This window comes from Belnapia moabensis DSM 16746, from assembly GCF_000745835.1.
Taxonomy (GTDB): Bacteria; Pseudomonadota; Alphaproteobacteria; order Acetobacterales; family Acetobacteraceae; genus Belnapia; species Belnapia moabensis.
Genome location: NZ_JQKB01000016.1, coordinates 64,425 through 88,156 on the forward strand (window position 1 = coordinate 64,425; position 23,732 = coordinate 88,156).

Genomic DNA, 23,732 nt, shown 5'->3' on the forward strand with positions numbered 1-23,732 from the left:
CGCGCCTCACCCCGGCGCCATCTCCCCGCGTTCGATCACATAGGTGGCCTGGACGAGAGGACGCAGCAGTTCCGGGTTGCTCTCGGTGATGAGGATGGCGACGTCGGGCAGTGCCTGGCGCAGCCGGGCCAGCGCCTCGGCGTAGCGGAGGGCCAGCGCCGGGGCGAGGCCCTGGAATGGCTCGTCCAGCAGCACCGCCCGGGTGCCGACCATCAGCGCCCGGCCGAGCGCCACCATCTTCCCCTGGCCGCCCGAGAGCCCTGCGGCGCGGCGCGGCGCGAGGTCGCGCAGCTCCGGCAGCAGGGTGAAGACCGCCTCCAGCCGCCGCGCCGTCTCGGCCGCGGGCAGCCTGAGCACCTGAGCCGGCAGCAGCATGTTCTCCTGCACCGAGAAGCTGCCGAAGAGCCGCCGCTCCTCCGGCGCATAGCCGATGCCAAGCCGGGCACGGTGGTGCGCCGGCACCGAGGTCGCCTCCTGCCCGTCGATGACGATGCGGCCCTCGCGGGTGGGCACCAGGCCCATCAAGGTGCGGAGCGTCGTCGTCTTGCCGGCGCCGTTGCGACCAATCAGCGCCACCCGGCCGCCGGGCGGCACGGTGAGCGAGACGCCACGGAGGACGGGGATGCCGGCGATGTCGGCTGAGACGCCGGAAAGCTCAAGCATCGGCCGCGATCCCGATTACCTCGCGCCGCACCTTGGGGTCGGCCAGCACCTCGCCGGGTGGGCCGAGGGCGGCGATGCGGCCCTGGCTCCAGACCGCCACGCGGTCGGCGAAGCGGGCGACCACATCCATGTCGTGCTCGACGAAGACGGCCGTGACGCCGGTGCTGCGCAGCACGCGCACGAGCGTCTCGACGATCACCATCTTCTCGGCCGCGGCGACGCCGCTGGTCGGCTCGTCCATCAGCAGCAGGCTCGGCTCGAGTGCCACGGCCATGGCGATGTCGGCCAGCTTGCGGGCGCCCTCGTTCAGCGCATCGGCCCGGAATTCGGCGACAGCGCGGAGGCCGAAGCGGTCCAGCAGGTCCATCGCCTCATCGCGCCAGCGCGGGCGGAGCAGGGGATTGAGCGGCGACCAGATGCCGCGCCGGGCGGCGATGGCGAGCGCGGCATTCTCCAGCACCGTATGCTCGCTGAAGAGCTGCGGCAGCTGGAAGCTGCGGCCGATGCCCCGCCGGACGATGGCACGCGGCGACAGGCCGAGGATCGGCTTGCCGTCGAATTCGATCCGCCCAGCTTGGGGCCGGAGATAGCCGGTCGTCATGTTGATGAAGGTGGTCTTGCCGGCGCCGTTCGGCCCGATGATGGCGAGGAACTCGCCATGCCGGACATCAAGGTCGATGCCGTCCGCCGCCTTGACGCCACCGAAGGCGAGGCGGAGGCCCTTCGCGGAAAGCAGCACTTCGCTCATGCCCGCCACCGCCGCGAGAGCAGGCCCCAGACGCCACCCGGGGCAAAGAGAATCACCAGCAGCAGCACGGCGCCGAGGATCATCTGCCAGGCCTCGGCAACGGCCGCCGCGGCATAGACTCGCACCAGCTCGAAGGCCACCGAGCCGAGGAAGGGCCCGAGCGCGCTGCCCGCTCCGCCGAGGATGGCGATGAAGACCAGCTCGCCGGAGGATGTCCAATAGGCGATTTGGGGTGTGACGTGGCGCGTCGTCATGGCGATGAGCGCGCCGCCGACGCCACCCATCAACGCCGAGAGCACATAGGCGAAGAGCAGCACGCGGCGGGCCGACACGCCCATGAATTCCAGCCGCGTCTCCCGCGTCTTGATGCCCGCCAAGGCCCGCCCCATGGGCGAGCCGAGATAGAAGCGGACCAGCAGGCCGAAGAGGATGGCGAGCCCGAGCGCGATGCCGAAAACGACCCACTCCTGCGTGCCGCGCTCCGGCTCCGTGCCGGCGAAGGTGAGGGCCGCGACGCGGATGCCATCGGTTCCCTTGGTGAAGTCGTAGAGCTTCTCCAGCAGCGAGTAGAGCACCATGGCGAAAGCAAGGTTGAGCATCCCGAAGAAGATGTCGCGGTAGCGCACCAGGAAGAGGCCGATGACGAGGCCGACGCCGCCTGCAACCAGCGCCGCGGCGGGCAGCAGCAGCAGGACCTCGTTCTCGGCCGGTGCCAGGAAGGCCACCGTATAGGCGCCGAGCGCGAGGAACATCGAATGGCCGAAGCTCACCTGCCCGGCGCGCAGCAGCAGCAGGATGCCGAGCACGGCGATGCCCTTGGCCAGCGCAATGGTGAGGACGAATTTCAGCCAGGGCACCGCCCAGGCGCAGGCGACAAGGCCGATGGCGCCGAGCGCGGCGAGCAGGCTCTCGCGCTTCATACCCGCCGTGTCTCAATCACGCCGAAAAGCCCCTGCGGTCGGACCAGCAACACCGCCACCATGATGAGATAGGGCACCACCACCTCGAATTCCGGGGCGAAATAGACCGCAATGCTGCGCCCGAGCCCGATCAGCAGCGCAGTCAACGCGGCGCCCTCGATCTGGCCGAGCCCGGCCGTCGCCACCACGGCGAAGGAGAGCACGATGGTCTGCGCCCCGATGCCCGGCACCAGCGCCAGGGTCGGCGAGGCCAGCGCCCCGCCGAGGGCCGCCAGCCCGGCGCCGAAGCTGAAGGTCAGCAGGGTGATGCGCGCGGCGTCGATCCCCATGGCCGTCGCAGCCTCCTTATCCGTCGTCACGGCGACGATGACGCGGCCCGTCAGCGTCCGCCGGAGGAACCAGGCGAGGCCGAGCAGCGTGACCACGGCAACGCCGGGGATGACGAAGAGCTGGTAGGCGGTGAAGGGGATGACATCCTCGCCGAAGGGGATGTCGACGGTGCCGAGGAATTTCAGCGGCGCATCCTGCGAGACCGGCTGCACGCCCCAGACCAGCTTCTGCACATCCTCGAGAATCATGAAGAGGGCGAAGGTGACGAGGAGCTGCAGCACATCCTCATGCCCGTAGATGCGGCGCAGCAGCAGCCGCTCGATCAGCGGGCCGAGCACGGCTCCGATGGCGACGGCCGCCAGCACCAGCGCGACGTAGCCCGTCCAGGGCGGCAGGCCGCGCGCGGCGAAGAACATGCCGATCGAGGCCGCCGTGTAGGCGCCGATGGCGAAGAGGCTGCCATGCGCCACGTTGACGATGCGCAGCACGCCGAAGACGAGGTTCAGCCCGACCGCCACCATGAAGATCAGCGCCGCATTGGCCAGCCCGTCCAACAGGGCGAGGCCGAACAGCAGGCTGTTATCGGCGAACCAGTCCGTCATCAGCCGGCGATCGGCGCCGGGATCTGGTTGAGGAAGTCGGGCGTCAGCGACTTCAGCCAGTCGACGCTCTTCCGCCCGACCGGGGTCGAGACCATGGCGGCGGGGAAGAGGATCATGTCCTTCGGCACGGCAAAGGGATATTGCGTGTTGAAGCTGCTGATGCCGACGATCTGGTCCTCAAGCCCCTGGCCATCCTCGCGGAGGGTGATGCTGGAGGTCGGCGTGTCGAAGGTGAGGCCGCGGAAGGCGGCCGCCAGCTCAGCATCGTTCGGCCAGCCGCCGCCCTTGGCCGCGATGGCCTTGGCATAGGCCGCCTGCGTCGCCGAGATGGCCTGCGCCATGTGGTGGCAGGGATAGATCGGGTACTCGTTGTACTTCGCCCGGTAGGCATCGACGAAGCGCTTCAGCCGCGCCGGGTCCTTGGGCGAGGGGTGGTTGTTCCAGTGGTCGCCTCGGGTGCCGATGATGTGCCCGGCCGCCATGGTGCGGCCGAGGGTCGGGAGCGATGGCTCGCAGACCGGCAGGACGAAGGTCGAGCGGTCGAAGAGCCGCCGCTCGGCGGATTGCCGCAGCAGGGTGACGAGGTCGCCACCCCAACTTGTGGAGAGAATCACGTCGGGCCGGGCGGCCAGCAGCCGCGTCACCTCGGTGCTGTAGTCGGTGGCGCCGAAGCGAGGGAACATCTCCGCCACGACGCGGACACCGGGCTTGAGGACGTCCATCGCCGACTTCCACAGCTCCCAGCTGTCGCGGCCCCAGGCGTAATCCTGGTTGATGACGGCGAGCGTGCGGAAGTCCGGCTTGTGCTTCAGCAAGTAGAGCAGCGGCGCCAGCACCTCTGGCGTGCCGTAGCCCTGGGTGCGGAAGGCATAGGGGTGCTGGCCCTCCTCGAAGATGCGCTGGGTGCCGCAATCCCAGAGGATCGTCGTCTTTTTCATCTCGTCCGAGAGCGGTGTGCAGGCAAGGCAGGAGCCTGACGAGATGGAGGCGAAGATGAGCTGCACGCCCTCGTTCTGCACCAAGCGGCGGAACTCGCCGACCAGATGGTCGGTGCCCGGCGCCTCGTCGACGAAGATCGGCCGCACCGGCACGCCGCCGATGCCGCCCGCCTTGTTCAGCTCCTCGAAGAGCAGTTCCGCCGCCTGCTTCGCCGGCACGCCGAAGACGCTGGCCGAGCCGGAGAGGAAGGTGGTGATGCCGACCCGCAGCTCGCTCGGCTTGCCTTGCGCCTTCGCGCCGCTGCCGGCGAAGAGCAGGCTTCCGGCGGTGGCGCCGGCGCCAAGCATGGCGGCGCGGCGGGTGACGGCTTCGGTCATGGCGGCTGGTCCTCCCTGGGGTGCCCACTCTGCCCGGGCTTTCCACGCATCCTGCCGGGCGATGCGGAAGGAGGGAAGGGGCCTCCTCACTCATTGACCTTCGAAATGTTCCAGTAGACCGGCACCGGCGCGTCGAGGATGCCGGCGAGGCGGGCGGAATAGCCGCGCACCAGACTGAACTGGCCGAGCGGCACATAGGGCACGCTCTCCAGCGCGCGGGCATGGTAGGCCGCTGCCGCAGCCCGCCGCGCATCGGCGTCCGGCGCCGCAAGGAAGGTACCGCGCAGCCGCTCCATCTGCGCGTCGCAAGGCCAGCCGGGCAGGCCGGTGCGCTCGCAGGCGGAGCGCATGGCATTGTGCCCGGCCGGGTCCATTGCATCGAGGCCGGAGGGTGCCGAGACGAAGAGGTTCCAGCCCTGCGGCCCCGGATTGCGCGAGAGGCGGCGCTGCACCAGCGTCGTCCAGTCCATCGCCTGCACGTCGACGGTGAGCCCGGCCTGCTTCAGCAGGTCGGCCGAGACGAGGGCGAGGGTGTGGCTGATGGTGCTGTCCTGCGCGTCGAGCACCACCACCGGCGTGCCGTCATAGCCGCTGGCGGCGACGAGGCGGCGGGCTTCGGCGAGGTCGGGAGTCACCCAACCCGCCTCGGTATGGTAGGGACTGCCGCAGACATAGAAGGAGCGGCAGTCGCGCCAGAGCGAGGGATCGTTCAGATAGGCCGGCAGCACCTTGGCCGGGTCGACCAGCCGCAGCATCGCCTGGCGCAGGCGAGGATTGTCGAAGGGCGGCACCGCCTGGTTCATGCGGAAGATCGGCTGCACCCCGACATTGTCCTGAGGCCCGAGCCGCAGGTTGCGGTTGCGCCGCACGACGGGAAAGAGGTCGGGCGGCAACTCCTCGAAGATATCGATCTCGCCGGAGGAGAGTGCGTTGAGCGCGGTCTGCGCATCCGGCAGGTAGACCCACTCCACCCGCTCGATGCCGGCGCGCTTGCCGCCGGCAAGCCCGTCCGGCGGCTCGGCGCGCGGGACATAGGCTGGGTTGCGGCGATAGGTGACACGGTCGCCCGCCCGCCAGTCCTCGCGCCTGAGGGTGAAGGGACCGGAGCCGGTCGGGTCGGTGATCGGCGTCGCGGCGGGCGTGGCGGCGACGCGTGCGGGCATGATGAAGGCCGGCTGGCCGGAGGGCTTGGCGAGCGCCTCCAGCATCAGGCCGAAGGGCGATTTCAGCGTAATGCGGAAGGCATCCGGCGCGGTCGGCTCGATCGCCGTGGCGAGGCCCATCAGTTGCTGGCCGAGCCCGTCCCGCACCGCCCAGCGGCGCAGGCTGGCGACGACATCCTCGGCGGTGACCGGCGCGCCGTCATGGAAGCGCAGCCCCTCGCGCAGGGTGAAATCCCAGCTCAGGCCGTCGGCGGAGGTGGCCCAGCGCGCCACCATTTGCGGCTGCGGCCGTAGCTTGGAGTCGAGCGCGAAGAGCGTGTCGTAGACCATGTAGCCATGGTTGCGCGCCATGTATTCGGGGCTGATGAATGGGTCGATGGAGCGCAGGTCGCCGAACAGCTTGACGCGGAGCGCATTCGGGTCGCCACGCCCCTGCGCAGCGGCCTCCGGCACCGGCAGCAGCAGCGCCGCCGCCAGCAAAGCGATGATGCGGCGCATCGGCCGTCTCTCCCCAGGTTTTCGTTGCAGGCAGGATGCCCTAGCCTTGCCGGCGTGAACATCCTTTCGATCCAGTCCTGGGTGGCCTATGGCCATGTCGGCAATGCGAGCGCCGTCTTTCCGCTGCAACGGCTGGGGGCGGAGGTCTGGGCGGTCAACACCGTGCAGTTCTCCAACCATCCGGGGTATGGCGCCTTCCGCGGCTCGGTCTTCCCGGCGAGCCTCATCCGCGACTGCGTGCAGGGCATCGAGGAGCGCGGCGTGCTCCCGGCCTGCGACGCCGTGCTCTCCGGCTATATCGGCGATGCCGAGACGGGGGAGGCGGTGCTCGATGCCGTCGCACGGGTGAAATCCGCCAACCCTGCCGCGCTCTATTGCTGCGACCCGGTGATCGGCGACGACGGCCGCGTCTATGTGCGGCCGGGGATCGCCGAGCTGCTGCGCGACCGCGCCCTGCCGATGGCCGACCTCGCCACGCCCAACCAGTTCGAGCTGGAATGGCTCACCGGCGGCGCGATCGGCACGTTGGCCGCCGCGAAGACTGCCATCGTAGCTTTGCAGGCGCGCGGGCCGCGCTGCGTGATGGTGACGAGCCTCCGCACCGAGGAGACGCCGGACGATTCCATCGATCTGCTGGCAGGTGAGGGCGGGCGCTTCTGGCGGCTGCGGACGCCGCGGCTCGGGCAATCCTTCAACGGCGCGGGGGATGCGATCGCGGCGCTCTTCCTGTTCCACCGGCTGCGCGGCGAGGCGGCGGGGGCGATGGCGGCGGCGGCCTCCTCCATTCATGGCCTGCTGCGGCGGACGATGGAGGCCGGCTCGCGCGAGTTGCTGACCGTCGCGGCGCAGGAGGAATTCGTCCATCCGTCCCGCTGGTTCGAGCCGGAAGGCGTGTAGCCCCGCTGGTCAGGCGCCGATGAAAGCGGTCGGCAGCCCGGCCGCATCGCCACACAGGGTGAAGAGGCGCGTCCCCGGCTTCCGCCCCGTCCGCAGCGGCGAGACGGGCAGGCCCGCTGCCCCGAGCCGCGCATGGCTGGCGGCGACATCCGGCACGCGCCAGGTGAGGCCCCAGAGGCTGTCGGGCCCGTCGCCGATCCCGCTCTTCAGTTCATGCGACACCTCGATCACCAGGTCGCCGCAGCGGAAGAAGAGCAGCCGCGTGCCCCAGTCCGGGTTGCTGCGGTCGAGGCGCAGTTCGAGCCCGAGCCTGCCGCCCAGTAGGGCGAGCGTCCGCTCCGGGTCGGCGCTGCGGATGACGGCGTGGTCGAGGCGGATGGCGGAGGCCGGGTCCCCGGCTGGCCGCGCGCCGATCACCAGGAGATGGAGGCCGCGGGCGGCGGCGGGGTCCAGCGACCAGGTCTCCGCTTCTTGCCAGGGCTGCACCGGACCGCCGGGCAGGCCGCGGCGGTCCAGCAGGCGAAGGACGCTCTCCGGCTCTGCCACGGCGAGAGCGAGGCCCGTCCGCACTTCGCCTTCGGTCAGTACCAGGCCGGTATTGGCCAGGTTGAAGCGCATCCAGGACCCACCTCGCGCGGCGGGATGCTGCTCGAACAGCAGTTCATAGGCCGCGACCGCGGCATCGAGCCGCGGCACGGCGAGGATGACGTGGTCGAGGCCGAGGATGGGGCCGGCGGCTCCCGGTGCCATGCGGCTTCAGCCCCGGACCAGCGGGCAGCCGCCCTCGGCGAGCGGCCGCATCGCCTCCTCGGCCTCGATGGTGCCGGCGAGGCGGTAAAGGTCCCATTCGGCTTTCACCTCGCCGGGTGCCTTCACCTCGAAGAGATAGACCGGGTGGATCTTGCGGCCGTCCTCGCGCACCCGGCCGGGGCCGAAGCAGTCGTCATCGGTCGGCAGCGCCTTCATTCGCGCGATGGTGGCGCGGCCGGAGGCCTTGGCCCCGGCCGAGCCCATGGCGGCGGCGGCCTTCAGGTAATGGGTCACGGCCGAATAGGCGCCGGCATGGTTGGTGCTCGGGTAGATGTTGGGCGGCATCCTCGGCAGCACCCGCCGCGTGAAGGCGCGGGTGCGGTCGTTGAGATCCCAGTAGAAGGGCTCGGTCAGCATCAGGCCCTGCGCCGCCTCGGCCCCCATCGCCCGGACATCGCCGAGCAGGCAGAGCAGGCCGACCAGCTTCATCCGCCGCGTCAGGCCGAATTCATGCGCCTGCTTCACGCAGTTGACGGTGTCCGTCCCGGCATTGGCGAGGCCCAGCACCTTGGCGCGGGAGGCCTGGGCCTGCAGCAGGAAGGAGGAATAGTCGGTGGTCTGCGGGAAGGGGTAGCGCGACTGGCCGAGCACCTTGCCGCCGGCCGCCTCCACCGCGCGCGCCGTGTCGCGTTGCAGCGCATGGCCGAAGGCATAGTCGGCGGTGAGGAAGAACCAGCTGTCGCCGCCCGCCCTGACAGCCGCGGTGCCGGCACCATGCGCCAGCATCCAGGTGTCGTAGGTCCAATGCACATGGTTCGGGCTGCAGCGCGGGCCGTGCAGGTCGGCGGTGGCCGGGCCGGTGGCGAGGAAGACCTTGTCCCTCTCCCGCGCCAGGTCGGCGACGGCGAGGGCGATGGCGGAGTTGTTCACCTCGAGGATCGCATCCACCCCGTCGCGGTCGTACCACTGCCGGGCTATGGCGGCCCCGACATCCGGCTTGTGCTGGTGGTCGGCATGGACGACCTCGACCTGGAGCGGCAGGCCGGCATCCTCGATCGCCTGCCGCACGCAGGCCATGGTGCCGAGGCCGGAGAGGTCGCGATAGGGGCCAGACAGGTCGCCGAGGATGCCGAGGCGCAGCGCTGGAGCGGATTGGGCACGGGCCGCGCCGGCCCCGGCCAGCGCGCCGCAGGCCGCCAATATGTCCCGCCGGGTATTGAGCATTGTCGTGTCTTCCTCCCATCCCTCGCCGACAGCCTTGCGCCTTCGGCCTGAAGGCGCAATGGGCTGCGCCGCTCAGCCGGGACGGAAGCCTTCCATCACCCGCAGCACTTCCTGGCGGAGCGCGGCCCAGTCGGCCTCGGGCGCCGAGGCGATCAGCAGGTAGCTCCGCTCCCGCCCGTAGAGGCCGACGGCGCGGACCGTCACCGCCTGGCGGCTGCCGATGCCCATGGCCCGCGTCTCGATGGCGGCGCCTGGAAGGCCGGCAAGCTCCACCCGCTCCTCCGCCGGCAGCGCGGCGAAGTGGAAAGGGCGGAAGGCGCGGAGCGTCGCCGCCAGATGGCCTGGCCGACTCGCCGGCGGCACCGGGCGCTGGGCGCGGATCAGCACCATCCCCGTCTCCGGCGCCTCGCGGCTCGGAGCCCGGTCGCGCAGGATGGTCCAGCCGAGGACGCGGCCGGTGAGGCGGAGATGCTCGCCCTCCGGCACCTGGAAGGGCAGGGCGGCAGCGAGGAGGAGATGGCGGCGGTTCATGGGAGCAGGCCAAGCCTAGCCTTGGGGCTAAGGGTTGCCCATCATGCCCGACATCACCGGGAGATGATGGATGAAAGCCTTCCTGCTTGCCGTGGCGCTCGCGGCCGGCCTTGCTCCGTTCGCCGCCGAGGCCCAGACGCAGAGCGCCGGGCCGACCCTGGCCGCGGTGCGGCAGCGGGACCTGCTGGTCTGCGGCACATCGACGGGTGCGGCCGGCTTCTCCCTTCCCGACAGCCGTGGCGAATACCGGGGCCTCGACAACGATCTCTGCCGGGCGCTGGCCGGCGCCGTGCTCGGTGATGCGACGAAGATCCGCTGGGTGCCGCTGACCACGACGGCGCGGCTGCCGGCGCTGCAATCCGGCCAGATCGACGTGCTGATCCGCACCGTCACCTGGACACAGTCGCGCGACACGGCGAACGGGCTGAACTTCACCGGCGTCAGCTTCTATGACGGGCAGGGCTTCCTGCTGCGAAGCTCGCTCGGGCTGAAATCGGCGCTGGAGCTGGGCGGCGCCTCGATCTGCGTCGTCGCCGGCAGCACCAACGAGCTGAACCTGACCGACTGGGCGCGGACCAACAAAATCGACTACCGCCCCGTCGTCTTCGAGCAGAATGACGAGGCGCGTCGCAGCTACCTGGCCGGCCGCTGCGACGCCTACAGCACGGATGCGAGCCAGCTCGCCGGTCTTCGCGCCTCCTTCCCGCATCCGGAGGAGCATGTGATCCTGCCGGAGATCATCAGCAAGGAGCCGCATTCGCCAGTAGTGCGTCACGGCGACGACCAGTGGTTCGACATCATCCGCTGGACCTTCTTCGCCCTGCTCACGGCGGAGGAGCTCGGCATCACCCAGGCGAATGTCGACAGCTTCCTCACCAACCAGAATCCGGAGGTGCGGCGGCTGCTCGGCCTCGTCGGCGACCATGGGCCGCTGATGGGGCTCGACCGGCGCTGGGCCTATTGGGCCATAAAGGCGGCGGGGAATTACGGCGAGATCTTCGAACGCAACCTCGGCATGGGCAGCCCAATCGGGCTCCGGCGCGGGCTGAACGACCTCTGGACCCGCGGCGGGCTGATGTATGCGCCGCCGATTCGGTAACGGCGGCGCGTCCGCTTTCGTACCGCCTTCGGCGCAACTAATCCGGCCCTGATCGCTTCTGTGCCGGCGGCGCGATCCCGGCCTGTGGCGGCACTCAGCCGCCCAAGCCAACGGAGGCGCATCGGCACGACAACGAGAGGGAAGGCACCGCATGAACACCGACAAGATCGAAGGCGTGGCGCGCAATGTCGTCGGCAAGGCGCAGGAAGGCCTCGGCAACCTCGCTGGCGATAGCAACAACCAGGCGGAGGGCATGGCGCGGCAGGTGGCCGGCCGGGCGCAGGAAGCCTATGGCGACGTGAAGGACGGCGCGCAGGACGCGCTGCGCCAGGTCGAGTCGGCGGTGGAGAAGCAGCCGCTCCTGGCCCTGCTGGTGGCCGGCGCCGTCGGCTTTGCCCTGGGCAGCCTGCTCACCGCCTCGGCCCCGTCGCGCCGCTGGTAGGCGGCACCGGCCTGGCTATGGCACCGCCACCGGCGGCGCCATCAGCCAGGCCGTCGCCGGGAAGGCGAAGGTGGCGATCAGCGTGGAGAAGAGCACCACGGCGGAGACCTCGTCGGCCGCCGCCTGGTTGCGCTGGGCGAGGACGAAGGCATTGGTCGCCGTCGGCATCGCCGCCAGCAGCACGCCAGACTGTACCCAGATAGGGGCGAGGCCGAGGGTCTGCCCCAGCACCAGCCAGACCAGCGCCGGGTAGAGCAGCAGCTTCGCCGCCACCGCCCCGCTCGCCGCGGCTAGCAGCCGCCGGTCAATCCGTAGCCGGGCGAGGGTGCCGCCGAGGGCGAAGAGCGCCGTCGGCCCCGCCGCGCCGCCGAGGAAGCCGAGGAAGCGATCGACCGGTCCCGGCAGCGAAATCTCCATCGCCCCGAGCAGCGCGCCGCCGCCGATGGAAAGCAGCACCGGGTTGCGGATGAGGATGCGCCCGACCCGGCCCATGGTGCGGAGCCCTGCCCCCGGCGCCATCAGCACCGAGCCGAGCGCCAGCACCACCGCGACCTCGGACATGATCGACATGGCGATGGGCCCGGCGCCGCGCTCGCCGAGCAGGGGCAGCAGGAGCGGCGGGCCGAGATAGCCGACATTGCCCATGGCCGCCGCCGCGCCAATCGCCGCCGCCGGTGCCCGCCGCCGGAAGGGCAGGGCGGCCGCCATCACCAGGGCGAAGACGGCGAGGCAGGCACCGAGATAGCCGAGGAAGAAGCCCAAGTCGAAGCTGCGGCTGAGCGGCTGGGCTGCCATCAGCCGCAGCAGCAGCGCCGGCAGGGCAAAGAAAAAGGAGAAATGGCCTACCGCATCGACCATCGCCGGGGTGATCGTGCCCCGCCATGCTGCCGCCCAGCCCACTCCGATGACGGCGAAGATCGGCAGGCAGAGGGCGAGGAAGGCGATCACGGTCCCTACCATAGCGGCAGCGGCGCGGCAGGGAAGCTTGCCCCGGCCGGCCCGTCGCGCTTCGCTGAGGGAAAGGGCGGAGGGAACAAGCTTATGGAATTCGGCATCGCCATGGCGACGGACGCCGAAAGCTGGCGGCTGGCGCAGCGGGCGGAGGAGCTCGGCTTCCGCTCCGCCTGGTTCTACGACACCCAGATGCTGAGCGCGGACTGCTTCGTCGCCATGGGCGCGGCGGCGGTGAAGACCAGCCGCATCCGGCTCGGCACCGGGGTGCTGATCCCCTCCAACCGCATCGCGCCGGTCACCGCCAACGCCTTCGCCTCGCTGAACAAGCTGGCGCCGGGGCGGATCGACATGGGGCTGGGTACCGGCTTCACCGGGCGGCGGGCGATGGGGCTCGGCGCCATGAAGCTGAAGGATTTCGAGGAGTATCTACGGGTGATGCTCGCCCTCCTCGCCGAGGAGACGGTGGAGGCGGAGGTCGAGGGGCAGCGGCGAAGGATCCGCCTGCTGAACCCCGACCTCGGCCTGATCGACACCCGGACGCCGATGAGGCTGCATCTGGCCGCCGCCGGGCCGCGGGCGCGGGCGCTGACGGCGCGGCTTGGGGCGGGGTGGATCAACTTCTTCTCCGATGTCCCGGCCGCCGTCGCCATGCTCGGCGAGATGCAGCAGGCCTGGGTGGTGGCCGGGCAGGCGAAGGCCGACCTGGAGGCGACGGCCTTCGTCCTCGGCTGCGTGCTGGAGGAAGGCGAGCCGGCGGACAGCGACCGCGCCGTGGCCCAGGCCGGGCCGCGTGCCGCCGTATTGCTTCACCGGGCGGCGGACGAGGTGCTCTCCGGCCTGCCCAACATCTCGCCGGTGCCGGAGAGCTGCCGCGCGGCGGTGGAGGGCTATGTGGCGGTGGCGCGTGGCTTCGAGCCGAAGGATGCCCCATGGCTGCACAACCACCGGGGGCACCTGATGTTCGTGAAGCCGGAGGAGCGGCCCTTCGTCACCGCGGAGATGATCCGCATCAGCAGCTTCACCGCGACCGAAGCGGAGCTGAAGCGCCGCGTCGGTGACCTCCGGGATGCCGGCTATACCGAGTTCACCGTCCAGATCGTCCCCGGCCAGGAGGCAGCGATCGAGGACTGGGGGCGGATCATGCGGGCGTTTCGCTGAGCGCCGCCTCCACCGCAGCGGCGGTGCGGAAGAGGGCCGCATCCGCCATCGTCTCGCCAGTCAGCATCAGCCCGACCGGCGCCTCACCGGGCCGGTGGATCGGCAGGCTGATGCTGCAGCGGTCGAGGAAATTGCCGACCGCGGTGTTCCGCAGCAGCAGCAGGTTGATGCGGTTGTACTCCGCCTCCTGCTCCACCTCGGCCAGCGCCGGGGGGATGATGGGGCAGGTCGGCGTCACCATCGCGTCGAACTCCCGGGTGCGGCGGGCGACGGCCTCGCAGAGCCGGGCGCGGGCGGCGACCAGGTCGATGTAGTCGGCGGCGCCCATCCGCTCGCCGCGGCGGATGCGGGCCAGGATGCGAGGGTCGTACTGGCTGGACTTCTCGGCGATCAGCGACCGGTGCCAGGCCCAGGCCTCGCTGGCCGCAAAGCCGCCGGTCGCGTTGACCGCGGGCAATTCGGCAAGCTCGGGGATGTCGAACATCTCGATCCGGGCGCCGGCGGCGGAGAGCCGGGAGAGGGCACGCTGGAAGGCATTGCCGACCGTGGTGTCCACGTCGTCCGTGAGGAAGGTCCGCCGCGGCAGGCCGAGCCGGAGGCCAGCGAGCGGCTGGGCCTGCAGGGGTGCCGGGTTCTCCTCGCCACTGATGACGGCATCGAGCAGGTGGCAGCAGGCGACGCTGCGGGCCAGCGGGCCGACCGAATCGAGCGACGGCGCGAGTGGCAGGACACCCGCGATCGGCACACGCCGTGCCGTCGGCTTGTAGCCGACCACGCCGCAGAGCGCCGCCGGAACCCGGCAGGAACCGCCTGTATCGGTGCCCAACCCGCCGAAGCCCATATGGTCGGCCGCGGCGACCGCGGCGCCGGAGGAGGAGCCGCCCGGCAGCCGCCCCGTCGCCCGGTCCCAAGGCGAGAGGGGGGTGCCGTAATGCGGGTTCACCCCGAGGCCGGAGAAGGCGAACTCCACCATGTTGGTCCGGCCGATGACGACGAAGCCCATCCGCCTGAGCCGCGCCACCGCCGGGGCATCCTGCGCCGCCGCGGGTGCATCCTTCAGGACGACGGATCCGGCCGGCGTCGGGTGGCCGCGCTCGTCGAAAAGGTCCTTCACCGTGATGGGAATGCCAGCCCAGGGACTCGGCGCACGCCCGGCATGGCGTAGCGCGTCCATGGCGCGGGCCTCAGCCCGGGCTGCCTCGGCGTGGACGGCAGTGAAGGTCCGGCGGCCCTCGCCCTCAGGGGCGGCTATGCGGTCGAGCGCTGCGTCGACCAGGGATTCGGCGGAGATGCGGCCGCTGGCGAGGGCGGCCGCGGCATCGGCGATGTGCTGCATGGGCGGGATGCTGGCCAGGATCGCCGGCCCGGGCAAGCCCGCCTGACGCCTTCAGTCCCGGTCGTTGGCGGCCGGGACCCGTTCGATCTCTTCCATCGCCAGCGGGAAGAGCAGGGCGCCGAGCATCCAGCCTTCCAACAAATGGAACTCGGTATCGTTTTCGTCGTCGGTCACGGGAATGCCTCTCGATCAAGGCAACCTACCGACCACTCGTTAAAACATCGAGACACGCTTCAGTGAATTTCTGGCTCCGGCGTCGGCGCCCCATGCCCGAGGAAGTCGAAGTCGCAGCCCTCGTCGGCCTGGCCGACATGGTCCAGGTAGAGCGAGGTCCAGCCGCGGGTATAGCGGCGGGGCGGTGGGGTCCAGGCGGCGCGCCGCCGCTCCAGCTCCGCCGGCTCGACCAGCAGGTCGAGGCTGCGATTCGGCACGTCGAGACGGATGAGGTCGCCGGTGCGGACCAGGGCGAGGGGGCCTCCGACATGCGATTCGGGCGCGACATGCAGGATGCAGGTGCCGTAGCTGGTGCCGGACATGCGGGCGTCCGAGAGCCGGACCATGTCCCGCACACCCTGCTGGAGCAGCTTCTTCGGGATGGGCATCATCCCCCATTCCGGCATGCCGGGCCCGCCCTGCGGCCCGGCCTGGCGCAACACCAGCACGCTGTCAGGCGTCACCTCGAGCGCCGGGTCGTCCAGTCTGGCATTCATGTCGTTGTAGTCCTCGAAGACCACGGCCGGGCCGGTATGGCTCAGCAGCCGCGGGTCGGCCGCGCTGGTCTTGATGACCGCGCCGCGCGGGGCGAGCGAGCCGCGAAGGATGGCGACGCCGCCCTCCGCCTGGAGCGGCCGGTCCAGCGGGCGGATGATGTCCTCGTTGTAGCACTCGGCGCCCTCCAGGTTCTCGCCGAGCGTGGCGCCCGTGACGGTGCAGGCCGAGAGGTCGAGATAGGACGCGAGGCGGGCCAGGAAGGCGCGCGCCCCGCCGGCATAGTAGAAGTCCTCCATCAGCCAGGTGTCGCCGTTCGGCCGGAGGTTGGCGATGAGCGGGGTGCGGCGGCTGATGGCGTCGAACCGGTCGAGGTCGAGCTGGAAGCCGCCGCGCCGGGCCATGGCGATGAGGTGCGGTATGGCGTTGGTCGAGCCGCCGAACGCCATGGTCGCCGTCACCGCGTTGTCGATGCTGGCCTGGGTCAAGAGGCTCCCGGGCGTTGAATCCTCCCAGACCATCTCGACGATGCGGCGCCCGGCGGCCGTCGCCATGCGCGGATGGGCGGAATCGGCCGCCGGGATGGAGGAAGCGCCGGGCAGGGCGAGGCCCATCGCCTCGACCGCCAGCATCATCGTCGCCGCGGTACCCGCCGTCATGCAGGTGCCGAAGCTGCGGGCGATGCCGCTCTCCATGTCCTTCCACTGCGCCTGGGTGATGTTCCCGGCGCGGAGCTCGGCATTGTACTTCCAGACGTCGCTGCCGCTGCCGAGCTTCTTGCCGTGCCAATTGCCCGACAGCATCGGGCCGGCCGGGACGAAGATGCAGGGCAGGTTGGCGGAAAGCGCGCCCATGACGAGGGCGGGGGGCGTCTTGTCGCAACCGCCCATCAGCACGAGCCCGTCGCAGGGATGGCTGCGTGCCAGTTCCTCCGTCTCCATCGCCAGGAAGTTGCGATAGAGCATGCTGCTCGGCTTCTGGTACTGCTCCGTCACCGGATGCGCCGGCAGCTCGACCGGGAAGCCGCCGGCCTGCCAGACGCCGCGCTTCACCTCTTCCGCCCGGGTGCGGAAATGGGCGTGGCAGACGCTGAGGTCGGACCAGGTGTTGATGATGCCGATCACCGGCTTGCCGCGGAAATCCGCCTCGGCGAGGCCGGTCTGCAGCAGGCGGGAGCGGTGGCCGAAGGCACGGAGGTCGTCCACCCCAAACCAGTGGTGGCTACGCAATCCCTCGGGCCTCTTGCGGGGCATGACATTTCCTCGACGGCAATGACTTCCAGCCTACCCTGCCAGCTGCTATAGCAGTTGTCCATGTCCGCTGGCGCAATCCCGGTCGAACCGCTTGCCGAGGAGGAGACGCTCTCGCTCGGGGAGCGGGCCTACCGGCGGCTGCGCGACGGCATCGTCCAGGGCACGCTGCGGCCGGGCAGCCGGATCTCCGAGCGCAGCATGGCCCATGCCCTCGGCATCTCCGCCCAGCCGGTGCGGGAGGCGCTGCGGCGGCTGGAGCAGGACGGCATGGTCGTCACCCTGCCGCGCCGCGGCACGGTGGTGGCAGAGATCGGGCCGGAGCGCCTGGCCGAGCTCGGCCGCATCCGCGCGGCGCTGGAGGGCGTGGCCGCGGCGCTGGCCGCCGAGCGCATGTCGGGCGAGGTCCTGGCGGAGCTGGCGCAGATCGTGCGCGGCATGCGCAGCGCGACGGCCGCGGCCGACACCGAGGCACTGGCCGAGCTGAACGAGCGCTTCCATGCCATTCTCCAGGGTGCGACGGGCAACCTCTTCCTGGTGAAGTCGCTTGAGGCGCTCCGGGCCTATGACGATCTTGGCCGGTTGCGCGCTCTCGGAAGTACGCCGAAGGATATGCCGAAGGCGCTGCGCGAGCATGCCTCGATCCTCGCCGCTCTCAAGGCGCGCGATCCGGCGCTGGCCGAGGCGCGGATGCGCCATCACGTGCTCCGTTCCCTCACGACCAACGGCGTCCTAGCCGCCCCGCGCCAGGGACGTTGACTTCCCTTCCGGGCGGGGCGCAGACTGCTATCTGCTATTGCAGTTGATCGGGCGGCGGAGATCGCCCCGCTGGAGGAATGATCCAATGGAGAGCGTCACCATCCGCCGCCGCCTCATGATCGGCGCCGCCCTTGCCGCCCCCTGGATCGGTGGCCGGGCCAGCGCCCAGGGCGTCACCCTCCGTGCCGCCGATGTCCATCCCGATGGCTACCCGACCATCGAGGGCGTGAAGTACATGGGTAAGCTGGTCGAGGAACGGACCGGCGGGCGGATCAGGATTCAGATGTTCCACTCCCGCCAGCTCGGTGACGAAAAGGACACGCTGGAGCAGACGCGCTTCGGCGTCATCGACATCACCCGCGTCAACACCGCGCCGCTGAACAACTTGGTGCCGGAGACACTGGTTGCGGGCCTGCCGTTCCTATTCCGCGACACCGCGCATATGCAGCAGGTGATGGACGGACCGATCGGCGAGGATATCGGCAAGGCGACCTTGCCGCATGGCCTCGTTACCCTCGGCTACTACGATGCCGGCGCGCGCAGCTTCTATACGCGCGGCCGCCCGGCACGCAATCCGGAGGAGATGAAGGGCCTCAAAATCCGCGTCCAGCAATCCGACATGTGGGTGGCGATGATGCGGGCCTTCGGCGCCAATGCGACGCCGCTGCCCTATGGCGAGGTTTACTCCGCGCTGCAGACCGGCGTGGTTGACGGTGCCGAGAACAACTTCCCCTCCTTCCTCACCGCCCGCCACTTCGAGGTGGCGAAGCATTATGCGATGACGGAGCACAGCCTGACGCCCGAGATCGTGGCGATGAGCAAGCGCAGCTTCGACCGGCTTTCGAAGCCCGATCAGGAGATCATGCGTCAAGCGGCGAAGGAGAGCGTGCCGCATATGCGCGCCCTCTGGGTCAAGATGGAGCAGGATGCACGGAAACAGGTCGAGGCCGGCGGTGCACAGGTGGTGGAGGCCGACAAGCCGGCCTTCGCCAAGCTGGTGCAGCCCGTCTACGATCAGTTCGTGCGCGACGCCAAGCTGAAGGCACTCGTCGACCGCATCCGCTCGGCCTGAGCGCATGCAGGCACTGCACCAAGGCCTCTCCTCGGCGCTGGCGGTCGCGGCGCGGGCTGCGGTCCTCATCGCCGGCATCGCCATGGTGGCGATGACCGCGGTCGTCGCCTGGGGTGTCTTCGGCCGCTTCGTGCTGAACGATACCCCGGCCTGGGCGGAAGCCTCGGCACTGCTGCTGATGGGCTGGGTCATCCTCGGCGCCGCCGCGGCGGGCGTGCGCGAGGGTTTCCACATGGGCTTCGAGACGCTGCGCGACACGCTGCCGCCGGGCCTCGCGCTGGCCTTCCATATCATCTCGGACGTGACCATCACCGTCTTCGGCGGGGCCATGGCCTGGTATGGCAGCGACCTTGCGCTCACCGTCTGGGACGCGACCCTGCCGACGCTCGGCCTGCCGGGCACGGTGGAATACATGCCGATCACGCTCGGCGGCGCGCTGATGGCGCTGTTCGGGCTGGAGCGGCTGGTAGCGCGGCTGGCGACGGGTCGGGCACCGGTCGGCCTTCCCGCCGATACCGTCCTGACCGATAGCTGAGGGGCACGCGCCGTGGAACTCACCCTGCTGCTCGGCAGCTTCACGCTGCTGCTGCTGATCGGCGTGCCGGTCGCGTTCTGCCTGGGCGCCGCGGCCTTCGCCACGGTGCTCTACATGGACCTGCCGCCGATCGTGGTGTTCCAGCAGCTCTCCTCCGGCATGAACGTCTTCTCCATGCTGGCGATCCCCTTCTTCATCTTCGCCGGCGACCTGATGATGCGCGGCCAGATCGCCGACCGGCTGGTGGCGCTAGCCGCCGCCATGGTCGGGCATCTGCGCGGCGGCCTCGGACAGGTGAACATCGTCGCGGCCACCTTGTTCGGCGGCGTCTCGGGCTCCGCGGTCGCGGATGCCAGCGCGGTCGGCGGCGTGATGATCCCGCAGATGAAGGCGCGCGGCTACGCGCCGGACTATGCCGTGAACATCACCGCTAATGCGGCGCTGATCGACCTGCTGATCCCACCCAGCCACAACATGATCCTCTACGTCATCGCCGCGGGCGGCGCGATCAGCGTGGCGGACCTCTTCACCGCCGGCATCGTCCCCGGCATCGTGATGATGGCCTCGCTCATGGTCGTCGCCTGGCTGGTGGCGGTGAAGCGCGGCTATCCGCGGGAGGCCTTCCCCGGCTGGTCGATCCTGGCGCGGCTGGTCTTCAACGCCATCCCCGGGCTGATGCTGATCGTCATCATCTTCGCTGGCGTCCGCAGCGGCGTCTTTACCGCGACGGAGAGCGCCTGCGTCGCGGTGATCTATGCGTTGCTGGTGGTGCTGCTGGTCTATCGCAGCCTGAGCTGGCAGGGCTTCGTCCACGCCGTCGGCGGGGCGGTGCGGACGACGGGCATGGTGATGCTCATCATCGGCACAGCCTCGGCCTTCGGCTGGCTGATGGCGCTGCTGCAGGTGCCGGCGCAGACCGTCGCGTTGATGAAGGGCATCACCGACGACCCGTTGATGACCCTGCTCATCATCAACATCGTGCTGCTGCTGCTCGGCACCTTCATGGATATGGCGCCACTCATCATGATCGGCACGCCGATCTTCCTGCCGGTGGTGAAGGCGATCGGCATGGACCCGGTGCAGTTCGGCATCGTGCTGATCGTCAACCTCGGCATCGGCACCATCACGCCGCCGGTCGGGCCGGTGCTTTTCGTCGCCTGCGCGGTCGGCAAGGTCTCGATGTGGGACGCGACGAAGACCTCCGCGCCCTTCTATGCGGCGATGGTCGTGGTGCTGCTGCTGGTCACCTATGTGCCGGCGCTGAGCCTCTGGCTGCCGGCGCTGTTCAGATAGGCAGCGCGCCGGGCACGGCATTGCCGTGCCAGAGCGCCTCGAGCAGGGCCGAGGCTGGGCCTGCGCCGAGAACTGGGGCGACCAGTTCCTCGAACTTCGCCGAAAGATCGGCATCGGAGAGCGGGGCGTCCGGATCGCCCTTGCGGGTCGGCTGGAAGCGGTCCAGCACCCGCCCGTCGCGCAGGGTCAGCCTCACCTTGGCGGCTCGGCGGGCGGGGTAGGCATCGGCCAGCTCCGGATCCAGCTCCACCGTCACCCGCGGCATGATGGCGCGGATGGTGGGGTTGCTCAGGTTCTCCGGCGCGAAGGCGGCGAGGCGGACGCCGCCGAGCACCAGCAGCGCGCCCATGCAGTACTGGGTGGAAAAGCGGCATTCCTGCTCGGTCTGCGCCTCGGGCCGATCGCAGACGGTCTTGGTCGGGCCATAGCCTCCGACATGGATGGCGGCGACGTCATCGGCGCTGAAGCCGTGCTCCCGCCGCAGGTCGTCCACCGCGTCGAGCGCGGCGAAGATATGGCCGCAGCAGCCATGGTTCTTGAAGGTCACCTCGGTGATGCAGATGCGCCGGCCGAGATCGGCGAAGGCCACCTCCCACTTGCCGGTATCCTCGCTCGTCGCCGCCGCGAAGCCCTTCGGCCCGTGCAGCACGTCGAGCGCGCCGGTCACGCCCGCCGCGGCGCCGATGGCGGCGAGGGCCCCAGCCTCGGCGGCATGGCCGGGATGCAGAGGCTTCGACATGCCGTCGGAGAGGAAGGCCTGCTGCAGCCCGCCGGCGAAGGTGGCTGCCGTGGCAATGGCATGGGCCATCTGCCGGGCGTCGCAGCCGAGCACCAGCGCGGTCGCCGCCGCGGCGCCGAAAGTGCCTACGGTGCCGGTGGTGTGCCAGTTCTTGTAGTGGCTCGGCTGCACCGCCATGCCGATGCGGCAGGAGACCTCATAGCCCGCGGTGATGGCGCGGAGCAGCATCTCCATCCCGCCGCCCTGCTGCTGGATGGCGGCGAGGGCAGGGGGGATGGTCGGGCAGGCCGGGTGATAGCCGGCATCACGGAAGATGTCGTCGAACTCGACCGTGTGGCTCGCCGTCGCGTTCAGCAGCGCGGCATGGCGCAGCGGCCCGGGCTTGCCGTCGACGTAGCAGATGGAACGGCCGGGGCCGCGTTCCGCCGCCAGCGCCGCGGCGAGCAGCGTGGCGGGCGGGCGGGAGCAGCCGGTCAGGAGGGCCGCGAACCAGTCGATCAGCGCCCGCCGTGCATGATGCGCGACCTCCAGCGCCAGCGGCCGGTCACGCCAGGACACGGCGTGATCGGCGAGGACCAGCAGCGGATTTTCCATGGGCCGCCGCTACGCGTTACCGCGCAGCACCTCCTGGTTAATGACCACATCCGGATCGAGCTTGCCGTCGAAGACCTGCAGGATGCTCTCGGCGCAGGAGAGAGCCATGCGGCGCAGGCTCTGCTCCGTTGCCGCGGCGGTATGCGGAGTGACGATGACATTCGGTAGCTTGAGCAGCGGGTTGTCGGCGGTGGCGGGTTCGTCCCAGAACACGTCGAGGCCGGCGGCGGCAAGGTGCCCGCTGGTCAGCGCACCGGCCAGCGCCTTCTCGTCGACCAGGGTGCCGCGCGCCGTGTTCACCAGCACGGCGCCGCGCTTCATGCCGGCGAGGAACTCGCCATTGACGAAGCCACGGGTCTTCTCGCTGCTCGGCACGTGCACCGTCACCACATCGGCCTCGGCGAGCCCAGCGGACAGGTCCTTCACCGGAATGAAGCCGGCGCCCTTGATGGTGTTCTGCGGAATGAATGGGTCCCGCACCAGCACGCGCATGCCGAAGGCGGCGCAGAGCCGGGCGACCCGGCCGCCGATCCGGCCGAAGCCCATGATCAGGATGGTGCGGCCGGCGAGGTCGAAGGTGCCGGGAACCGGCGGGTTGCTCCAGCGCAGCTCGCGCGTCGCCTTGTCGTAGAAAGCGGTCTGCCGGGCGATGTTCAGCAGCAGCATCATCGCATGCTCGGCGACGCTCTGCGCATTCGCATCCGGCGTGACGGTGAGCGGGATGCCGCGCTCGGTCAGCGCCGGCACATCGACCGCGTCATAGCCGACGCCGTGGCGGGCGACGATGCGGAGGTTCGGCGCATGGGCGAGGAAGGCGCGGTTGATCGGCGTGGCGCGGACGATCACCGCCTCCGCCTTCGGGATGGAGGCGGCGATGGTTTCCTCGTTCACCGGGTCCAGCACCTCGACCGTCACGCCCTCGCGGGCGCCGAGCAGGGCGAGGGCCTCCGGATGGACGGGGCGCAAGCAGACGACATGAGGCATCGGGGCGGCCTTACTGAAGGTGGGCGGCGGGGCCCATGATGGCCTCGCGCATGCGGGCCTGGAGGATCGAAGCCTCGCGCGGCGGCAGGACCAGCGGCACCGGCGCCTCGTCGATCTTGACCTGGGCGAAGAGCGGGCCCGCGCCGGCATGAATTGCCTCGCGCAGGGCGGTGACCTCCTCGGCGGTCTTCACCAGGCGGCAATCACCGATGCCGGCGCCGCGAGCCATGGCGGCGAGGTCGACGCCGTGCCGCGTGGCCGTCTCCTGCATGCCGGTCTCGCCGTAATGCTCGTTGTCGAGCACGATGATGGCGAGGTTGCGCGGCCGCTGCACGGCGATGGTGGCGAGGCTGCCGATGCCCATCAGCATCTCGCCGTCGCCGGTGATGACGGCGACAGGGCGGGAGGGCTGGGCCAGCGCCAGGCCGAGGCCCATCATCGCGGCGGCGCCCATGCCGCCCCAGAGCGGCAGGTTCTCCGGCACGTCGCCGGCGGCGGTGATGTCCCAGGCCGGGGCGCCGAGGCCGCCGATCGCCAGCAGGCCACCGCGGTCCCGCAGCAGTTCCGCGACCACGTCGCGGCGGAGGAGCTTGCCCGTGGGTCCGGTGCGCATGGCTGTCACTTCCCGAAGGTCTTGGCGCCGATGACCCGCTGGCCGATCAGGGTCGCGGTCGGGCGATAGGTGTTGAAGGCCATCCGAAGCGTGGCGTTGACGGTCGGCGCCACATCCTCCGGCGCGTCGGCGCGCTTCACCAGCGTGCCCATCGCCTCGAGCACCTGCTGGGTGGCATTGCCCATCGGCACCTGGAAGGGGTTGAACTCGCCGTAGTCGCCGCGCATCGTCACGATCATCGGCAGCGGCGTGCGGTGGGCGATCGGCACCGAGAGCATGTTGATGCAGTTGCCGACGCCAGAGCTCTGCATCAGCAATACACCCTTCTCGCCGCCGAGCCAGGCGCCGAAGAGCATGCCGATGCCCTCCTCCTCGGTGGTCAGCGTGACCACCCGCATGTCGTTGTCGGCGAGGCAACGCTTGATGAGGCGCGAATGTCCGGCATCGGGCACCAACGCCACCTGGCGGATGTCGTGCTCCTTGAGCAGGCCATAGATCTGGTCCGGCCAATCTTCGGTGGCGTCCGGCATGCGTTTCCCCTCGGTCCTTGCCGG

General features: G+C 70.2%; 25 protein-coding genes. 8 read left to right on the forward strand and 17 right to left on the reverse strand.

What is annotated here, in order from left to right; translation table 11 throughout:
- Window positions 1–6: 6 nt before the first annotated feature.
- The 6 genes from EP26_RS12785 to EP26_RS12810 all read right to left on the reverse strand — a co-directional run bounded on the left by EP26_RS12785 (window position 7) and on the right by EP26_RS12810 (window position 6,240).
- Window positions 7–663, reverse strand: coding sequence for an ABC transporter ATP-binding protein (locus EP26_RS12785; RefSeq protein WP_043338967.1), 657 nt, complete (start codon window positions 661–663; stop codon window positions 7–9).
- The gene (locus EP26_RS12790) at window positions 656–1,411 is read right to left on the reverse strand and encodes an ABC transporter ATP-binding protein (RefSeq protein WP_043338969.1); all 756 of its coding nucleotides are present in this window, start codon (window positions 1,409–1,411) and stop codon (window positions 656–658) included. The genes EP26_RS12785 and EP26_RS12790 overlap by 8 nt, the downstream gene beginning before the upstream one ends.
- The gene (locus tag EP26_RS12795; protein ID WP_043338970.1) at window positions 1,408–2,331 is read right to left on the reverse strand and encodes a branched-chain amino acid ABC transporter permease; all 924 of its coding nucleotides are present in this window, start codon (window positions 2,329–2,331) and stop codon (window positions 1,408–1,410) included. The genes EP26_RS12790 and EP26_RS12795 overlap by 4 nt, the downstream gene beginning before the upstream one ends.
- The gene (locus tag EP26_RS12800; RefSeq protein ID WP_043338971.1) at window positions 2,328–3,263 is read right to left on the reverse strand and encodes a branched-chain amino acid ABC transporter permease; all 936 of its coding nucleotides are present in this window, start codon (window positions 3,261–3,263) and stop codon (window positions 2,328–2,330) included. Before EP26_RS12800 ends, EP26_RS12795 begins: the two co-directional genes overlap by 4 nt.
- Window positions 3,263–4,579: an ABC transporter substrate-binding protein gene (locus EP26_RS12805; RefSeq protein WP_245624384.1), complete on the reverse strand. Its 1,317-nt coding sequence runs from the start codon at window positions 4,577–4,579 to the stop codon at window positions 3,263–3,265. Before EP26_RS12805 ends, EP26_RS12800 begins: the two co-directional genes overlap by 1 nt.
- 86 nt (window positions 4,580–4,665) lie before the next feature.
- Window positions 4,666–6,240, reverse strand: a complete 1,575-nt coding sequence (locus EP26_RS12810) for an ABC transporter substrate-binding protein (protein WP_043338972.1) — start codon at window positions 6,238–6,240, stop codon at window positions 4,666–4,668.
- Between the two features lie 54 nt (window positions 6,241–6,294).
- On the opposite strand from EP26_RS12810, the gene pdxY reads away from it, so the two are divergent.
- A complete protein-coding gene (pdxY, locus tag EP26_RS12815; RefSeq protein ID WP_043338973.1) occupies window positions 6,295–7,137 on the forward strand; it encodes a pyridoxal kinase PdxY in 843 nt (280 codons plus the stop codon).
- Window positions 7,138–7,146: 9 nt separating this feature from the next.
- On the opposite strand, the gene EP26_RS12820 is transcribed toward pdxY, so the two are convergent.
- The 3 genes from EP26_RS12820 to EP26_RS12830 form a co-directional block, all read right to left on the reverse strand.
- Window positions 7,147–7,887 carry a VOC family protein gene (locus EP26_RS12820; RefSeq protein ID WP_043338975.1) on the reverse strand — a complete coding sequence of 247 codons (741 nt, stop codon included), beginning with the start codon at window positions 7,885–7,887 and terminating at the stop codon, window positions 7,147–7,149.
- A 6-nt stretch (window positions 7,888–7,893) separates the two neighbouring features.
- Window positions 7,894–9,111, reverse strand: a complete 1,218-nt coding sequence (locus EP26_RS12825; RefSeq protein WP_052389124.1) for an ABC transporter substrate-binding protein — start codon at window positions 9,109–9,111, stop codon at window positions 7,894–7,896.
- Between the two features lie 72 nt (window positions 9,112–9,183).
- The gene (locus EP26_RS12830; RefSeq protein ID WP_043338977.1) at window positions 9,184–9,642 is read right to left on the reverse strand and encodes a hypothetical protein; all 459 of its coding nucleotides are present in this window, start codon (window positions 9,640–9,642) and stop codon (window positions 9,184–9,186) included.
- A gap of 70 nt (window positions 9,643–9,712) precedes the next feature.
- Between EP26_RS12830 and EP26_RS12835 the strand changes: the two genes are divergently transcribed.
- Both EP26_RS12835 and EP26_RS12840 read left to right on the forward strand, forming a co-directional pair.
- The gene (locus EP26_RS12835) at window positions 9,713–10,741 is read left to right on the forward strand and encodes an amino acid ABC transporter substrate-binding protein (RefSeq protein ID WP_043338978.1); all 1,029 of its coding nucleotides are present in this window, start codon (window positions 9,713–9,715) and stop codon (window positions 10,739–10,741) included.
- 151 nt (window positions 10,742–10,892) lie between these two features.
- Window positions 10,893–11,183, forward strand: coding sequence for a CsbD family protein (locus EP26_RS12840; protein ID WP_043338979.1), 291 nt, complete (start codon window positions 10,893–10,895; stop codon window positions 11,181–11,183).
- 15 nt (window positions 11,184–11,198) lie between these two features.
- Here EP26_RS12840 and EP26_RS34810 read toward each other — a convergent pair whose 3' ends face one another.
- The gene (locus EP26_RS34810; protein ID WP_043338980.1) at window positions 11,199–12,143 is read right to left on the reverse strand and encodes an AEC family transporter; all 945 of its coding nucleotides are present in this window, start codon (window positions 12,141–12,143) and stop codon (window positions 11,199–11,201) included.
- Window positions 12,144–12,224: 81 nt separating this feature from the next.
- On the opposite strand from EP26_RS34810, the gene EP26_RS31925 reads away from it, so the two are divergent.
- Window positions 12,225–13,295, forward strand: coding sequence for an LLM class flavin-dependent oxidoreductase (locus tag EP26_RS31925; protein ID WP_052389125.1), 1,071 nt, complete (start codon window positions 12,225–12,227; stop codon window positions 13,293–13,295).
- Here EP26_RS31925 and EP26_RS12855 read toward each other — a convergent pair.
- The 3 genes from EP26_RS12855 to araD are packed head-to-tail and all read right to left on the reverse strand — an operon-like array spanning window position 13,276 to window position 16,592.
- Window positions 13,276–14,631, reverse strand: coding sequence for an amidase (locus EP26_RS12855; protein ID WP_043339049.1), 1,356 nt, complete (start codon window positions 14,629–14,631; stop codon window positions 13,276–13,278). The two genes, EP26_RS31925 and EP26_RS12855, sit on opposite strands and share 20 nt — an antisense overlap.
- 51 nt (window positions 14,632–14,682) lie before the next feature.
- On the reverse strand, window positions 14,683–14,805 hold the full coding sequence (locus EP26_RS38125; RefSeq protein WP_281177079.1) for a hypothetical protein: 123 nt from the start codon (window positions 14,803–14,805) through the stop codon (window positions 14,683–14,685).
- A gap of 59 nt (window positions 14,806–14,864) precedes the next feature.
- Complete coding sequence (gene araD, locus EP26_RS12860) at window positions 14,865–16,592, reverse strand: L-arabinonate dehydratase (RefSeq protein WP_043338981.1); 1,728 nt, start codon at window positions 16,590–16,592, stop codon at window positions 14,865–14,867.
- Window positions 16,593–16,652: 60 nt separating this feature from the next.
- Between araD and EP26_RS12865 the strand changes: the two genes are divergently transcribed.
- The 4 genes from EP26_RS12865 to EP26_RS12880 all read left to right on the forward strand — a co-directional run bounded on the left by EP26_RS12865 (window position 16,653) and on the right by EP26_RS12880 (window position 20,248).
- A complete protein-coding gene (locus EP26_RS12865) occupies window positions 16,653–17,348 on the forward strand; it encodes a GntR family transcriptional regulator (protein ID WP_043338982.1) in 696 nt (231 codons plus the stop codon).
- 85 nt (window positions 17,349–17,433) lie between these two features.
- Window positions 17,434–18,420: a TRAP transporter substrate-binding protein gene (locus EP26_RS12870; RefSeq protein WP_043338983.1), complete on the forward strand. Its 987-nt coding sequence runs from the start codon at window positions 17,434–17,436 to the stop codon at window positions 18,418–18,420.
- Between the two features lie 4 nt (window positions 18,421–18,424).
- Window positions 18,425–18,955 carry a TRAP transporter small permease gene (locus EP26_RS12875; protein ID WP_052389126.1) on the forward strand — a complete coding sequence of 177 codons (531 nt, stop codon included), beginning with the start codon at window positions 18,425–18,427 and terminating at the stop codon, window positions 18,953–18,955.
- Between the two features lie 12 nt (window positions 18,956–18,967).
- Window positions 18,968–20,248 carry a TRAP transporter large permease gene (locus EP26_RS12880; RefSeq protein WP_043338984.1) on the forward strand — a complete coding sequence of 427 codons (1,281 nt, stop codon included), beginning with the start codon at window positions 18,968–18,970 and terminating at the stop codon, window positions 20,246–20,248.
- Here the strand turns inward: EP26_RS12880 and EP26_RS12885 are convergent.
- Genes EP26_RS12885 through EP26_RS12900 form a run of 4 tightly spaced genes read right to left on the reverse strand, consistent with a single transcriptional unit; the run spans window position 20,241 to window position 23,708 of the window.
- Window positions 20,241–21,581, reverse strand: a complete 1,341-nt coding sequence (locus tag EP26_RS12885) for an MmgE/PrpD family protein (protein ID WP_043338985.1) — start codon at window positions 21,579–21,581, stop codon at window positions 20,241–20,243. The two genes, EP26_RS12880 and EP26_RS12885, sit on opposite strands and share 8 nt — an antisense overlap.
- Window positions 21,582–21,590: 9 nt before the next feature.
- A complete protein-coding gene (locus tag EP26_RS12890) occupies window positions 21,591–22,565 on the reverse strand; it encodes a hydroxyacid dehydrogenase (RefSeq protein ID WP_043338986.1) in 975 nt (324 codons plus the stop codon).
- Between the two features lie 10 nt (window positions 22,566–22,575).
- A complete protein-coding gene (locus tag EP26_RS12895; protein WP_043338987.1) occupies window positions 22,576–23,178 on the reverse strand; it encodes a thiamine pyrophosphate-dependent enzyme in 603 nt (200 codons plus the stop codon).
- Between the two features lie 5 nt (window positions 23,179–23,183).
- Window positions 23,184–23,708 carry a thiamine pyrophosphate-binding protein gene (locus EP26_RS12900; RefSeq protein ID WP_043358501.1) on the reverse strand — a complete coding sequence of 175 codons (525 nt, stop codon included), beginning with the start codon at window positions 23,706–23,708 and terminating at the stop codon, window positions 23,184–23,186.
- Between the last annotated feature and the right edge of the window lie 24 nt (window positions 23,709–23,732).

Excerpts from the sequence above, each read along its gene's own strand:
- EP26_RS12820 (WP_043338975.1), bottom strand. The coding sequence starts at position 7,887 with ATGGCACCGGGAGCCGCCGGCCCCATCCTCGGCCTCGACCACGTCATC.
- EP26_RS12900 (WP_043358501.1), bottom strand. The coding sequence starts at position 23,708 with ATGCCGGACGCCACCGAAGATTGGCCGGACCAGATCTATGGCCTGCTC.
- EP26_RS12810 (WP_043338972.1), bottom strand. The coding sequence starts at position 6,240 with ATGCGCCGCATCATCGCTTTGCTGGCGGCGGCGCTGCTGCTGCCGGTG.
- EP26_RS12885 (WP_043338985.1), bottom strand. The coding sequence starts at position 21,581 with ATGGAAAATCCGCTGCTGGTCCTCGCCGATCACGCCGTGTCCTGGCGT.
- araD (WP_043338981.1), bottom strand. The coding sequence starts at position 16,592 with ATGCCCCGCAAGAGGCCCGAGGGATTGCGTAGCCACCACTGGTTTGGG.
- EP26_RS12805 (WP_245624384.1), bottom strand. The coding sequence starts at position 4,579 with ATGACCGAAGCCGTCACCCGCCGCGCCGCCATGCTTGGCGCCGGCGCC.
- EP26_RS12895 (WP_043338987.1), bottom strand. The coding sequence starts at position 23,178 with ATGCGCACCGGACCCACGGGCAAGCTCCTCCGCCGCGACGTGGTCGCG.
- EP26_RS12795 (WP_043338970.1), bottom strand. The coding sequence starts at position 2,331 with ATGAAGCGCGAGAGCCTGCTCGCCGCGCTCGGCGCCATCGGCCTTGTC.
- EP26_RS12840 (WP_043338979.1), top strand. The coding sequence starts at position 10,893 with ATGAACACCGACAAGATCGAAGGCGTGGCGCGCAATGTCGTCGGCAAG.
- EP26_RS12800 (WP_043338971.1), bottom strand. The coding sequence starts at position 3,263 with ATGACGGACTGGTTCGCCGATAACAGCCTGCTGTTCGGCCTCGCCCTG.
- EP26_RS12835 (WP_043338978.1), top strand. The coding sequence starts at position 9,713 with ATGAAAGCCTTCCTGCTTGCCGTGGCGCTCGCGGCCGGCCTTGCTCCG.
- EP26_RS31925 (WP_052389125.1), top strand. The coding sequence starts at position 12,225 with ATGGAATTCGGCATCGCCATGGCGACGGACGCCGAAAGCTGGCGGCTG.
- EP26_RS12855 (WP_043339049.1), bottom strand. The coding sequence starts at position 14,631 with ATGCAGCACATCGCCGATGCCGCGGCCGCCCTCGCCAGCGGCCGCATC.
- EP26_RS12830 (WP_043338977.1), bottom strand. The coding sequence starts at position 9,642 with ATGAACCGCCGCCATCTCCTCCTCGCTGCCGCCCTGCCCTTCCAGGTG.
- EP26_RS12870 (WP_043338983.1), top strand. The coding sequence starts at position 17,434 with ATGGAGAGCGTCACCATCCGCCGCCGCCTCATGATCGGCGCCGCCCTT.
- EP26_RS12825 (WP_052389124.1), bottom strand. The coding sequence starts at position 9,111 with ATGCTCAATACCCGGCGGGACATATTGGCGGCCTGCGGCGCGCTGGCC.
- EP26_RS34810 (WP_043338980.1), bottom strand. The coding sequence starts at position 12,143 with ATGGTAGGGACCGTGATCGCCTTCCTCGCCCTCTGCCTGCCGATCTTC.
- EP26_RS12785 (WP_043338967.1), bottom strand. The coding sequence starts at position 663 with ATGCTTGAGCTTTCCGGCGTCTCAGCCGACATCGCCGGCATCCCCGTC.
- EP26_RS12790 (WP_043338969.1), bottom strand. The coding sequence starts at position 1,411 with ATGAGCGAAGTGCTGCTTTCCGCGAAGGGCCTCCGCCTCGCCTTCGGT.
- EP26_RS12890 (WP_043338986.1), bottom strand. The coding sequence starts at position 22,565 with ATGCCTCATGTCGTCTGCTTGCGCCCCGTCCATCCGGAGGCCCTCGCC.
- EP26_RS12865 (WP_043338982.1), top strand. The coding sequence starts at position 16,653 with ATGTCCGCTGGCGCAATCCCGGTCGAACCGCTTGCCGAGGAGGAGACG.
- EP26_RS12875 (WP_052389126.1), top strand. The coding sequence starts at position 18,425 with ATGCAGGCACTGCACCAAGGCCTCTCCTCGGCGCTGGCGGTCGCGGCG.